The organism is Clostridium tarantellae (assembly GCF_009295725.1).
Classification (GTDB): domain Bacteria; phylum Bacillota; class Clostridia; order Clostridiales; family Clostridiaceae; genus Sarcina; species Sarcina tarantellae.
In genome coordinates, this window is record NZ_WHJC01000069.1 from 1 (window position 1) to 13938 (window position 13938).

At 26.9% G+C, this 13938-nt stretch carries 12 protein-coding genes; 8 read left to right on the plus strand and 4 right to left on the minus strand.

All coding sequences use genetic code 11. The features are described 5' to 3' along the window. The first annotated feature begins 9 nt into the window (after positions 1-9). The 3 genes from GBZ86_RS18650 (at position 10) to GBZ86_RS06720 (ending at position 4940) form a co-directional block, all read left to right on the plus strand. Positions 10-1728 carry a S8 family serine peptidase gene (locus tag GBZ86_RS18650; RefSeq protein ID WP_152888980.1) on the plus strand — a complete coding sequence of 573 codons (1719 nt, stop codon included), beginning with the start codon at positions 10-12 and terminating at the stop codon, positions 1726-1728. A 4-nt stretch (positions 1729-1732) separates the two neighbouring features. Then, positions 1733-3544 (plus strand): S8 family peptidase, encoded by a 1812-nt coding sequence (locus GBZ86_RS06715; RefSeq protein WP_152888981.1) that lies wholly within the window; start codon positions 1733-1735, stop codon positions 3542-3544. A gap of 61 nt (positions 3545-3605) precedes the next feature. Continuing rightward, entirely contained in the window at positions 3606-4940 is a 1335-nt protein-coding gene (locus tag GBZ86_RS06720; protein WP_152888983.1) for a peptidoglycan-binding domain-containing protein, read from the plus strand. Positions 4941-5018: 78 nt separating this feature from the next. Here the strand turns inward: GBZ86_RS06720 and GBZ86_RS06725 are convergent, their stop codons facing one another. Next, positions 5019-6065: a YkvI family membrane protein gene (locus GBZ86_RS06725; RefSeq protein ID WP_152888985.1), complete on the minus strand. Its 1047-nt coding sequence runs from the start codon at positions 6063-6065 to the stop codon at positions 5019-5021. Between the two features lie 127 nt (positions 6066-6192). Here GBZ86_RS06725 and GBZ86_RS06730 point away from each other — a divergent pair, with 127 nt between their 5' ends. The 3 genes from GBZ86_RS06730 (at position 6193) to GBZ86_RS06740 (ending at position 9090) form a co-directional block, all read left to right on the plus strand. After that, on the plus strand, positions 6193-7263 hold the full coding sequence (locus GBZ86_RS06730; protein WP_152888987.1) for a hypothetical protein: 1071 nt from the start codon (positions 6193-6195) through the stop codon (positions 7261-7263). Positions 7264-7378: 115 nt separating this feature from the next. After that, the gene (gene mnmL, locus GBZ86_RS06735; RefSeq protein WP_327444407.1) at positions 7379-8311 is read left to right on the plus strand and encodes a tRNA modification radical SAM protein MnmL/YtqA; all 933 of its coding nucleotides are present in this window, start codon (positions 7379-7381) and stop codon (positions 8309-8311) included. A gap of 65 nt (positions 8312-8376) precedes the next feature. Next, positions 8377-9090, plus strand: a complete 714-nt coding sequence (locus tag GBZ86_RS06740) for a 2-phosphosulfolactate phosphatase family protein (protein ID WP_152888989.1) — start codon at positions 8377-8379, stop codon at positions 9088-9090. A gap of 166 nt (positions 9091-9256) precedes the next feature. Here the strand turns inward: GBZ86_RS06740 and GBZ86_RS06745 are convergent, their stop codons facing one another. Continuing rightward, positions 9257-10432 (minus strand): class I SAM-dependent rRNA methyltransferase, encoded by a 1176-nt coding sequence (locus GBZ86_RS06745; protein ID WP_152888991.1) that lies wholly within the window; start codon positions 10430-10432, stop codon positions 9257-9259. 265 nt (positions 10433-10697) lie between these two features. On the opposite strand from GBZ86_RS06745, the gene GBZ86_RS06750 reads away from it, so the two are divergent. Both GBZ86_RS06750 and GBZ86_RS06755 read left to right on the plus strand, forming a co-directional pair. After that, the gene (locus tag GBZ86_RS06750) at positions 10698-12617 is read left to right on the plus strand and encodes an ABC-F family ATP-binding cassette domain-containing protein (protein WP_152888993.1); all 1920 of its coding nucleotides are present in this window, start codon (positions 10698-10700) and stop codon (positions 12615-12617) included. An 82-nt stretch (positions 12618-12699) separates the two neighbouring features. Continuing rightward, the gene (locus GBZ86_RS06755; RefSeq protein ID WP_152888995.1) at positions 12700-13314 is read left to right on the plus strand and encodes a DUF1643 domain-containing protein; all 615 of its coding nucleotides are present in this window, start codon (positions 12700-12702) and stop codon (positions 13312-13314) included. A gap of 65 nt (positions 13315-13379) precedes the next feature. On the opposite strand, the gene GBZ86_RS06760 is transcribed toward GBZ86_RS06755, so the two are convergent. Then, on the minus strand, positions 13380-13589 hold the full coding sequence (locus tag GBZ86_RS06760) for a (2Fe-2S)-binding protein (protein ID WP_152888997.1): 210 nt from the start codon (positions 13587-13589) through the stop codon (positions 13380-13382). Between the two features lie 83 nt (positions 13590-13672). Continuing rightward, complete coding sequence (locus tag GBZ86_RS06765) at positions 13673-13849, minus strand: (2Fe-2S)-binding protein (RefSeq protein WP_152888999.1); 177 nt, start codon at positions 13847-13849, stop codon at positions 13673-13675. Between the last annotated feature and the right edge of the window lie 89 nt (positions 13850-13938).

A 13938-nucleotide genomic window follows, 5' to 3' on the forward strand; every position in this document is an offset into this window, starting at 1 on the left:
ATTTAGGAGATGATTATTATTTTTAATAAGGATTTTACTGAAAAGCTTAGAATATCAAAATTAATTCCTAAAGAAGTTTTATATCAAATTATAGAAGAATATAATTTAGATTTATCTAAAACAGGAGAAATAGAAATAGTAATATTATTTGGAATAGAAGTTAAAAAATTTAGAGAAGCAGTAGAAAAAATAGGTGTTAAATTTGAGGAATTAGGCTATTCTTTTGGCATAATAAAAATAAAAATTTTAGATATTCCCTTATTAGATGATTTAGAAGGATTACAATATTTTGAGTTTCCAAAGCCTATTTATACTGCAGATTATTCAAGTAATAGAGCATCTTGTGTTCAAGCTGCTTGGAATAATTATGGTTTATCAGGCGAAGGTGTATTAGTTGGTTTTATTGATACAGGGATAGATTATACTCATCCAGCATTTAAGGATACTAATGGGAAAACTAGGATAGAATATATTTATGATTTAGAAAATAATAAAATATATGATAAAGATAAAATTAATGAAGCCTTACAAAATAATGATCCCTATTCTATAGTTCCTACAGAAGATATAGCAGGTCATGGAAGTCATGTAGCAGGAATAGCTTGTGCAGGTGGAAATATAGATTTTGATAATTATGGAGTGGCTTATAAAAGTTCTATAATTATGGTTAAAATAACTAGAGAAAAAAGTTTAACAGCTGCTTTAAGCACTCAATTAATGAGAGGACTGAAATTTTTAATAGATAAAAGCAAAGAGTTAAAAATGCCTTTAGTTATTAATATAAGTTTAAGTACAAATGATGGAGCACATAATGGAAGTAGTTTATTAGAACAATATATTCAAACTATTACTAGATTAGAAAAAGTTGCACTTGTTGTTGCAGCAGGCAATGATGGAGCATCAGGACATCATATTGGAGGAACTTTAGAGCGGGATAAAGAAATTTTATTTAATATAGGTAGTGGAGAGAAAACAATATTATTAGATCTTTATAAACCTGTATTAATTGATTGGACTATAAATATAACATCACCAGCTGGAATAAGTACTCAGGATATAGTACTTAGTGAATCTTATAAAGAAAGAATTATAGGAAATACTCAAATTACAATATACACTGCTGGACCTAAACCTTTTGATATTACAGGACAAATTATTATAAAAATTGCTGCTTTAAGGAAGGAAATATTGCCAGGAGAATGGAAAATTTTTTTGAAGAGTAGAGATAATTCCACAGGATATTTTGATATTTGGTTACCTATAACAGAAGGATTAAATGAAAAAACACGGTTTCTTCAGCCTGATCCATTTAATACATTAGGTATACCAGCAACCGTTGCTGGAGTTATATCCGTAGGAAGTTATAATTATAATAATAATAGTATATCTCCATTTTCAGGAAGAGGAGTAAGAAGAGTTGGGTGGTATGAAAATCCAGATTTGTTAGCTCCAGGAGAAAACATATTATCAGTTGGAGAAGAAGGGGGATTTACAGCAAAAAGTGGAACATCAATGGCAGCACCTCATGTAGCTGGAATATGTGCTTTACTTTTAGAGTGGGGAATAGTAAGAGAAAATGATATTTTTTTATATGGAGATAGATTAAAGTATTATTTGATAAAAGGAGCAAAAAGAAATATACCTAAACAAGTATATCCCAATCCTATTTATGGTTATGGTTTTGTTTGTGCTGAACAATCTATTGAACTTTTAGAAAATAGGAGGTAGGATTATGGCAAATAACTTTTATAATGATGATAATTTTGATAAATTTCTAATTGAATATTCTGGAGATATACTTAAGGAAGTTGGAGATAATCCAGATGCTAGTGTATATATAATAGATGAACTTTATGCTATTTTATCTATAAGAATTGAAAAGTTTGAAGAATTAATAACTAAATTGAAAACTGTAGTATATGTAGAATCAGATGGAGTTTATACTTTAACAGGTATAAATGTAGTAGATAAATCAAAAGCTAGTAATTTTCATGGTAATCCCTATTTAGATTTAAGAGGTAAGGGAGTAGTAGTTGGAGTTATTGATACTGGAATAGATTATTTAAATGAAGAATTTGTGCTTGAAGATGACAGTACAAGAATAATAGAAATCTGGGATCAGACAATACAAAGTAGTCAAAAAAATGATTTAATTAGTGGAACTTTATATACTAGAGAAGAAATAAATGAAGCTATAAAATTAAAAAATAATGGGGAAGATCCATATACTATAGTACCTTCTAAAGATGAAATTGGACATGGAACAGCTATGGCTGGAATAATAGGTGGTAGAGGAAAAAATAAGCAGTTAACAGGAGCAGCTCCAGATTGTGAATTTATAGTTGTAAAACTTAAAGAAACTTTTGATTCCTTAAAAGAATATTATGGTACTAAAGATATTAAAATACCTCAATATGCAAGTATGGATATAATGATAGCAATTAAATATTTATATGAAAAAAGTTTTGAACTAGATGTACCTATGGTTATTTATGTACCTTTAGGAAGTAATACAGGGGTACATGAAGGAAGTAATTTACTAGATATTTATATGAGTTATTTAGTAGAAAAAAGAGGTTTTATAATTGTGACGTCTACTGGAAATCAAGGAGATTCAGCTACTCATATTTCAGGAGTTATTGAAATGAATGAATATTCAAATGAATTTGAATTAAATATTGGAAAAGACCAACAAAGTATATATATGGTTATGTATATAAAGGTTCCTAATAAAGTAGATTTAACTGTTATATCTCCTTCGGGAGAAATTATAGATATAAATACAAAGTTAAAATTTACTCCTCTTTTATTTACGGGAGTTCAAGCTAAGTTTGTATATGAAGGGACATTAATGGATATTGTTTTTTACTGGCCTAGTATTCAAAATGGAGATCAAAGTATAGTTTTTAGAGCAAGTAACTTAAAGGAAGGTATATGGAAATTTAGGATTGGTGGAAAGCATAATGTTCCAATAGTATATGAAGCTAGGATATTGCAAAAAGAATTATTATATGAGGGAACATTTTTTTTAAAGCCAGATCCTAATAATACTATAACTATTCCAGGGATGGCTGATGAAATATTAACAGTTGGCTGGTATAATCAAACTAACAATGCTTTGGTGGCTCAATCAGGAAGGGGAGGTGAAATTTGTCAGGCGGTTAAGCCTTCCATAACCGCAGGGGGAGTTAATTGTATAACTACAAAATCTGGTGGAGGAACAACTATAGTATCGGGAGGAAGTGTTGCAGCTGCTGTTGTAGCTGGATGCTGTGCTTTATTATTGCAATGGGGAATAATAGATGAAAATGATGATTATATGTATTCAACTACAGTTAGAACATATTTAAAAGCTGGTGCAGCTAGGAGAGGTGATGATGTTTATCCTAATAATAAATTAGGTTTTGGAATATTAGATTTAGAAGGTGTTTTCAATAACATAAGAGAAAATTTAGGTAATACAAATATTAGAAAAAACTTAGAAAAATCTTTAGATAAGGGATATAGAATAGGAAGTCTTGTAATAAAAAATCCATATGTATAAATCACCAATATATGAATTAATCATATTATACTAATGTATTATTTATAAAGAGGAGAATATTATGGCTAAAGGAGCACTAAAAATTCAATGTTTTAGTGGTGAAAATACTTACGTTCCGGTTGGTAAGTGCAAGATTACAGTAACTCAAACTGAGCAAGATGGAACTGCTTTAAGAAAGAGCACTGTATTGTATACTGATTCTGTTGGTTTAACAGAAGAGATAGATTTAGATACTCCAGGAATAGAAAATTCTCAAGAACCAGGCAAAATACCATATAGTTTTGCTGATATTTTAATTGAAAAAGAATCTTATAATCCTATTCTTATTAAAGGTGTACAAATATATCCAGATAGAGTAGCTATACAACAAGCTGATTTAAAGTTACAATCAAGAAATCAAAATGGTAAAGGTGAAGAGGTAATAGATATAAATTCTAATGTTTTAGTGGGAAATTATCCGGCTAAAATTCCAGAACCGGAGGAAAAAGAATTACCACCACCACAGGGTACAGTAGTGTTGCCAGCTCCGGTAGTACCAGAATATATTACAGTACATGCAGGATCACCTAATGATTCCTCAGCACCTAATTATAAAGTAGATTATAAAAGTTATATTAAAAATGTGGCATCCTGTGAAATATATGCTACCTGGTCAGAAAATACAATAAGAGCTAATGTTTATGCAATAATATCTTTTACATTAAATAGAATATATACTGAATGGTATAGAGGAAAAGGAAAAAGATTTGATATAACAAGTTCGACAGCTTATGATCATGCATTTAATTATGGAAGAAACATATATGATAATATTGGAAGAATAGTTGATGATATATTTTCTACTTATATAAAAAGATTTGAAGCTAAACAGCCTTTATTAACTCAATATTGTGATGGAATAAAAGTAAAATGTCCAGGTTGGATGACTCAATGGGGAAGTAAATACCTAGGAGATGAGGGAAAGCCAGCTTATGAAATTTTATCAAGTTTTTATGGTAGAAATATAGAGTTTAAAACAGCGGCAAAAGTGAAGGGAAGTCCTCAATCTTATCCAGGATATACATTAACAGTTGGAAGTAAAGGAGCGCCTGTTAAGACTATACAAGAGCAATTAAATAGAATAGCTAAAGCATATCCTTTAATACCTAAACAAGCATTAGATGGAGTTTTTGGTGAAAAAATGAAAGAAGCAGTTAAAGTATTTCAAAAGGTTTTTAATTTATCTCAAACTGGAGAGGTAGATTATGCTACTTGGTATAGAATTTCTGATATATATGTTGGTGTAAGTAAGATTGCAGAATTAAGAGGAAGTATAGAGGAAAGAAAAAGAATATTTTATCCTCCAGTTATAATAGATGATTTGAATAATGTACCTAGAGTTCCTTATTATTATTAAATGCAAGTTAAAAATTAAATAGAGTTAATAAAAAGTCATGAATTTTTTTATGTAAGTAAATTCATGACTTTTATAATATTATATTTTTTTATAGTAAAAATAAACACATTGAAAAATAAATACCAAACTTAGTACTCCGAATATTGGATATAAAGTGCTGATTAAAGTAGAAAAACCTATTTGAGATATAGGTAATGCTATAAATAAAACTAAGAAAATAGCATTTTTATATTTTATTCTAAAGCTTTTATTTAATGTTTTACTAATGGAATACACATCTGAAACTTCAGTGGAAAACATTTCAGCTAAAATAATGGTTAATAACATTATTTGAATTGGTTTACCAAATCTATCAGCAACATAAAGTAAAGGAATTTCATATTCAAATATATTAGGTTGATTTACCATGAGCATAGAGTTTATAAACATACATAGTATAGTTAATATAAGTGAACCAATAGCAATTCCTTTTATCATGGTTTTTCTATTATTTATCTCACAACTTAAAGGAACAATAACTCCACAACAACATAATGTATTATATCCAGCATAAAGTATAGTAGAAATAATCCAACCCTTAGGTTGTAAAGCTTCAGAGTTAACAATAGTTTCAAATGTTAACTTGTTTCCCGAAAATAAAACATACATAATCATCAATGTAGTAATAACTATTACTAGAGATGGAACAATCAAAGAATTTATTTCAACTAAACCGTCTGTTTCTCTAAAAAGAATTAAAATAGCTATTAATGCCATAATTAAAGTTCCTGCTATTTTTGGAACCCCAAAAAATTGATTAATGAGTGAACCACTACCAGCTAGAATTATAGAAGCACTAGAAATTAAATAAATTGTAGTTATTATTCCTGTAATTTTACCTAATAAGTTAGGACTTACTAAACTAAAAACTTCACTATAAGAATTTAATTTATGTTTAATACTTATTTTAGAGATTATACTACATATAAATATGTAAAATAGTCCAGTTAAAATAATACCTATGAAGCTTTTATATCCATATATGGTAAAGAACTGAGTGATTTCTTTACCAGAAGCTAATCCAGCACCTACAATAGTACCAACAAATACTGCAGCTATTTGAAAAATTTTAGTAATTTCTTTCAAATTTTATCACCCCTTAATTAAATATATAGGAATTATGTGGAGTTTATTCTTATAATTTATTAATACTTTTAAATATTTTGGAAAACATAAAAATATATTAGTATAGCAAGTTCAAGGAGTGAAGAAAATGATAAAAAAGATTTTAGCAATTATATTAAGTTCTTTGTTTATATTTACTATGGCATGTTCAAAAAACCATGAAAAAAAAGCTTATGAAGAAGCGGAAAAAATTTTATATGATAATAAAACTTCTGTAGAAGTTGCTAATAATTATATGTTAGCTTTAGCATCTAATGATTTAGAAGGAATGAAATATTTATCTAATAAAGATTTAGCAGAAAGTTTAAATATAAAAAAACAAGATGATTTTATGAATATTGTAGGCTTTAGAGTTGAAGAATCAGGGCAACGAGGAGATAGTGGATTATATAAATATACTGTTTGTAAAAGTAAAGAAAAGTCACCTAATGCAACTTTGGAAGAATATTCCTTGGTGGTAAATAAAGTTGATAATGAATATAAAGTAGAAAAAGTAATAGCTTCTCCAAAATATAGTGCCTTTTATAAAGATAAAAATATAAAAATTAGATTTGAAGATGAAGTAAAAATAAATACCTTAATTAATTTAGATAGTATTTTAGATACTGCTTATTCTAAACAAAATAAAGGTGATATTTCTCAAGTTTCTGTACCTAAAGCTGAATTTGGAGTGTTAAGTTTTAACTTTAGTGGAGAGAAGGTAGCCTTATCTACTAAAGATGATAAAAATTCATATGTAGGTATTATAGAGATAGATGATTCACAAAAAACCATGAATGTAGAGGAACAAGAGAATTTACAAGAAAAATCTTCAGATGACAAAGATAAAATAGTAGGTAAAAAATTAACTACATTAGATATTTATGATAATTGTGAAATAAAAAAGATACAGTTTACTAAAGATGATAGTCATGTTGCTGTAACTTATAATATAAATGGAGTTGATAGGTTTAAATTTTACAAAACAAGTGGAGATATAATTCCATTAACTTTAGAAGATACCTTTACTGAAGATACATATAGTTTAATTTTTAAATCATATCAAGATGATGAAATATTATTTAATGTAGAAGGAGTAAAAGAATCAAACAAAGTAAGACAAGATTTGCTTGGAAGCTATAAAATATCTTTAAAAGATTTTAAACTTACAAAAATATAGTATAATACAATTAGATTTTGATTAACCATAGAAGTATTTCTGTGGTTAATATTTTATATAGGTTAAAGTTTTAAAATATATGTATTTAATATAAGAAGAAAGTTAAGGTGGTAAAGTGGATAAGAAAGAATTGAATGGCAAAAGATATTATACTTTAAATCAATTTTTAAGAGATAAGTTTGGAAGTAAAGTTTTTAAAATAAGTTTAGATGGTGGTTTTACATGTCCTAATAGAGATGGAAAAGTAGCTAAAGGAGGATGTAGTTTTTGTAGTGCAAGAGGGTCTGGTGATTATGCAGGACAAAGGTTTTTACCTATAACTACTCAATTTGAAAACATAAAAGAAATGATGAATAAAAAATGGAAAGAGGGTAAGTATATAGCTTATTTTCAGGCATATACTAATACTTACGCGCCAATAGAAGAATTAAAGAAAAAGTATGAAGAGGCAATAAATAAAGAAGGTGTAGTAGCCTTAGCTATTGGTACTAGACCAGATTGTATAAATGAAGATGTATTAAATCTTTTAGAAGAGATGAATAGTAAAGTTTATACTTGGGTTGAATTAGGATTACAAACTATACATGAAGATAGTGCAAAAGCTTTCAATAGAGGATATAGCTTAGATGTATTTGATAAGGCCGTAGCAGGGCTAAAGTCAAAAGGAGTAGATACTGTTGTTCATTCAATTTTTGGATTACCAGGAGAAAGTAAAGAACAAATGTTACAAACTGTAGATTATATAGCTAATAGTGGAGTAAAGGGAATTAAATTTCATTTATTGCATTTAATGAAGAATACTAGGATGGTTAAAGATTATAATGAAGGAAAACTAACATTTTTATCGCAAGAAGATTATATAGATTTAATTTGTGAAGGAATATCAAGGATTCCAGAAGATATGATAGTACATAGATTAACAGGAGATGCTCCAAGAGAGGAACTTATTGGACCTATGTGGAGTTTAAAAAAATGGGAAGTTTTAAATGCTATAGATAAAGCTTTAGAAGATAACGATATTTATCAAGGACAAAAATATAAAAAATAAATATGGAAAAATCATATTTATTTTTTATATTAAGTTTTAAGAATATATAACTTAGGAGAATTTTAATGAAAATAGATGTAATAATTTCAGCAGATCATATAAAACCAGAGTATTTAAAGGATAAAATAGTAGTAGTTATAGATATGTTAAGAGCTACTTCTGTAATAACAACAGCATTATTTAATGGTGCTAAAAGAGTAATACCCACATTAACAGTAGAAGAAGCTTTTGAAAAAGGAAAAATACTTAAAAGTAAAGGAGAAGCTTTCGTTCTTGGTGGAGAAAGACAAGCTTTAAAAATAGAAGGATTTAATTTTTCAAATTCACCATTAGAATATACAAAAGAATGTGTACAAAATAAAACAGTTATCATAACTACTACTAATGGGACAAGAGCTTTAAATTTATGTAAAAAAGCGGATAAAATATTAATAGGAGCTATGATAAATGCTAAAAAAGTAGCTAAAAAACTTAAAGAATTAAATAAAGATGTTATTTTTATAAATGCAGGAACTAATGGGAAGTTTTCTATGGATGATTTTATTTGTTCAGGATATATGATAAATGAATTATTAAAAGAAATAACTTGTGATTTAAGTGATATTGCAAAAACTGCTAATTTAATTTATGAAGGTAATAAAAATATTATAAATTATATAAAAAATGCTACTCATTATGAAATATTAAAATCATTAGATTTAGAAAAAGATTTAGAATATTGCTCTTCAAAGGATATAATTGATATTGTGCCTTTATTTGATGGAGAAGAAATAAAATAAAAAAAGAAATCTCAAAATTTGAGATTTCCTTTTTCTTGTTATTTAAAGCTAATACGTATAGTTATAAATAACTGTAGTACAAAGTAAATATTCTCCATATTCATCCTTGCTACATTATTATATTAACCAAAATCAAATTTTATATACAAAAAAATTTAAGGAATAATTAAACTACTTGGAATATAAAGAATTTTAAGTAATATGATTCATCAGAATTCCATAATATTGGATGATCTGATGATTGAGTTCTAACTTCTATTTGTCTTAAAGTTCTTCTAGCATCATGAGCAGCTTCTAAGACAGTTTTCTTTAATTGTTCTTCACTCATATAATGAGAACAGGAACAAGTTGCAAAGTATCCACCTGGTTTAACCATTTTTAATCCTCTAAGATTTATTTCTTTATAACCTCTAATAGCTGAATTAATTGTATTTCTTGATTTTGTAAATGCAGGAGGATCTAATATAACAACATCAAATTGTTTTCCTTCTCTAGACCAATCTCCTAAAACATTAAAAGCATTATGACATTCAAACTTAACTACATCTTCAAGTCCATTAAGTTTAGAGTTTCTTGTGGCACAATCTACTGCATGTTGAGATACATCTATGCCAAGAACTGATTTAGCCCCAGCTATACCAGCATTTAAAGCAAATGATCCAGTATGAGTAAAACAATCTAATACATCTCTATCTTTACAAATCTTATGTATAGCAGCTCTATTTTCTTTTTGATCTAAGAAAAATCCAGTTTTTTGACCATTTTCTAAATCAACTATGTATTTAACGCCATTTTCTATTATTTCAACATTTGTATTGAAGGGATCTGTTAAGAATCCTTTTATTTGTTCAAGTCCTTCAATTTCTCTAGTTTTAATGTCACTTCTTTCATAAATTCCTTTAGCATTATATTCTTTAACTAGTATATCAACTATTAAATCTCTATATTTATCCATTCCTAAAGTTGAAATTTGAATTACATAATAATCTTCAAATTTATCAATAGTTAAACCAGGAAGAAAATCTGCTTCACCAAATATAAATCTACATGATGAAGTATCTATTACAGTTTTTCTGTAATCCCAAGCATTCTTAAATCTTTTTTTAAAGAAATCTTCATTAATTTCTTCATTTATGTCACGAGTCATTATTCTAATAGTTATTTTACTTTTATCATTTATATATCCTTTTCCAATAAAATAACCTTTATGATTATATACCTCAACTATATCTCCATTTTCATAATCTCCATCATATTCATTTATTTCATCAATATATATCCAAGGTCTTCCTTGTTCAGCTTTTTTATTTTTGCCTTTATGCAAATAAAATTTACTTGTCATTTAATTTCCTCCTTAAACTTTAATATGCCTTATACAATGCATATAAGATTATAGCACATAATATTAATGCTTCCATTACTTAAAAATAGTTTTAAATAATTATTTTTAAGTAATATCTTAATATAAATTTAAATTATTTCTTAGTAATAAAATGAACTGTTTATATTTTCAATAAAAACCAATTTAACGACTCACAATTAAATGGGAATTATTAAAGTTCTATATTATAATAAATATTAGATTTATTGTGAAAAGGATGATATATATGAATTTAATTACCTTAGAAAATATAAGCAAAAGTTATTCAGAAAAAATGTTAGTTAATAATATTTCATTAGGAATAAATGAAGGAGAAAAAATAGGAGTAATAGGAGTTAACGGTACAGGTAAGTCTACTTTGTTAAAAATAATTTCAGGAGTAGAAGAAGCTGATGAAGGAACTATAACTAAAGGAAATAAAGTTAGGATTGAATACTTAGCACAAAATCCTGATTATGATGTTAATGCCACAGTAATAGAACAAGTTTTTAAAGGAAATTCACTAGAGATGAATCTTCTTAGAGAGTATGAAGAAATTTTAAATAATATAAATAGTGGAATAGATAATGAAAAAATACATAATAAGTTAATAAATTTACAAAGTAAAATAGATGCTTTAAATTTATGGGATTTAGAAAGTGAAGCTAAAATAGTACTTACAAAACTAGGAATTAATGATTTTAATATTAAGGTATCAGCTTTGTCAGGAGGACAAAGAAAAAGAATAGCTCTAGCAGCAGCTTTAATAACTCCATGTGAACTTTTAATATTAGATGAGCCTACAAACCATTTAGATAATGAAACTATAAATTGGTTAGAAGAACATTTAAACAAAAGAAAAGGTGCACTTTTAATGATAACTCATGATAGATATTTTTTAGATAGAGTTACAAATAGAATACTAGAAGTAGATAAAGGAAGACTATTTAGTTATGATGGAAACTATTCTATGTTTTTAGAAAAAAAAATGGAAAGAATGCAAGTGGAGCAAGCTAATGAAGAAAAAAGACAAAATCTTATTAAAAAAGAATTAGCTTGGGTTAGAAGAGATGCAAAAGCAAGAACAACAAAACAAAAAGCAAGGCTTCAAAGATTTGATGAGTTAATAAATAAAGAAAGCTTAGTTGATAATAATAATATAGAAATTTCTGTTATGGGTAAAAGATTAGGAAAAAAAGTAATAGAACTGAATAATATATATAAAAATTTTGGAACTAAAAAAATAATAGAAGATTTTAGTTACATTTTATTAAGAAATGATAGAATAGGTATCATTGGAGATAATGGTATGGGAAAATCAACTTTAATAAAGATTATAGAAGGTTCTATTAATGCAGATAAAGGTGAAGTAGTAAAAGGTGAAACAGTTAAAGTTGCCTGTTTTTCACAGGAAGATAATCATATGGATATGGATATGAGAGCAATAGAATATATTAAAGAAGTTGGAGAGTATTTACCTACAGCTACTGGAGAAAGAATAACTGCATCACAAATGTGTGAGAAGTTTTTATTTGATGGAACTATGCAATGGACACCTATTGGCAAGTTATCAGGAGGAGAAAGAAGAAGACTTCACCTATTAAGGGTTTTAATGGAAGGTCCAAATGTGTTATTATTAGATGAACCCACTAATGATTTAGATATAGAAACTTTAAAAATTTTAGAAGATTATCTAGATGATTTTATAGGAGCTGTTATAACAGTATCACATGATAGATATTTTTTAGATAGAATATGTAGTAAGATATTTTCTTATGAAGGAGATGGACAAATTAGACAATATGTAGGAAATTATAGTGATTTTCTTATAGTAAAAGAAAAAGAGTTAGTGGAATTAAAAGAAGAATTTAAATTATCAGAGAAAACTAAAAATTCTACTGATAAAAGTGAAAGAATTAGAGAAAAAAAATTAAAGTTTACATTTAAAGAAGAAAAGGAATTTGAGACTATTGATGAAGTAATAGAGGGATTAGAGAGTAAAATATCTGAGCTAGAAGAAAAATCAGCAAAATTTTCTACTGATTTTATTAAGCTTCAAGAAATATTAGTAGAAAAAGAAATGGCTGAAAAAGAGCTAGAAGAGAAATATGAACGTTGGGAATATTTAAATGAATTAGCTCAAAAAATAGAAGCTTCAAAAGTTTAAAATTTTAATATAGGAATAAAATCCCCTATTACTAAATATTTATGATACTACAATATAAGAGTTGGTAAAAGGGGATTTTATTATGCAAAAGAGTAGATATGGAAAGTTTTTTAAAGATAATAATTTTGAAAAAATAGTAGATCCAGATGGCGATAGAGTTTTTAAGGTTACTATTCCTATAGATGATGAAGGAGAAAATACAGTTGTAGTAATTGGAAAGGCACCAAAACCTTCTAGTGAAGAAAAAGGAAATGATATAAGAAGAGCAATTAAATATCTATTAAGTAATAAAGAGGTTTTTGGAAGTATAAAGCAAGTAGATTTTGTATTTTTATTTCCAGTTATAGAATATACAAAGGATGCACTAGAAGAAATATTAAATAGAAAAGGTGAGTTATTTTTAGCTGGCAATGAAGGTATTTGGAATAATGATGAGTTTATAAAAAATGATTTAGTAATCTTTGAAGAGATGATAGACTATAATCATATAATTTTTGCTTGGGGACAACCAAGTAAAGATTTAAAACCAATATATGAAAATAGAATTCAATATTTGTTAAAAGGCTTTAAATTAATAAAAAATAATGCCAATGAAGTGAAGAAAACTTATGTTGTAGGTGGATTAACTAACAATGGATACCCAAGACAATATACAAGTTGGAATAGAGAGCTTCATTTAGTTGAATATAATATATAAAAAAGAGTGTCTAAAAATGACACTCTTTTTTATATGGATATATAGTTTTAAATTATATAAAAAATTTAGTTAGATTCTTTAATTAAAGTTTCAATTTTACATATACATCTACGACCACAACACCCACCAGTTGTAGCACCAGTTTTTTTTGCAATTTCTTCTACAGATTTTGCACCATCTCTTATTGTATTTTTTATGGTAGCTCTAGATACTGCTTTGCAGACACAAACCTTTGTTAATTTATCAAGAATTTCCTGATTTAAATTATTATCCATTATATTTTCTATTACAAATATTTTATTTTAATATTGTAATAGTATCCCCCTCTCTATTTAACAATACTCTAAAAATTATAAATCTATTTATTTTCTTCTATTAATTCTTCTATTTTTTCTTTACATCTAAATCCACAGCAACCACCAGAAGTTGCTCCTGTTGCTTCTTTTACTGCTTCTACAGTATGAGCTCCTTTTTTTATTGAATTAATTATTGTAGATGCAGATATTCCTCTACATAAACATATTTTTTCATCCATCTTTAATTCCTCCTAAATAAAAATAATTTACTTAGCCTATTAAGTTTATAATATTATTACATATTATTAATTAAAAGTAAATAGTAAAT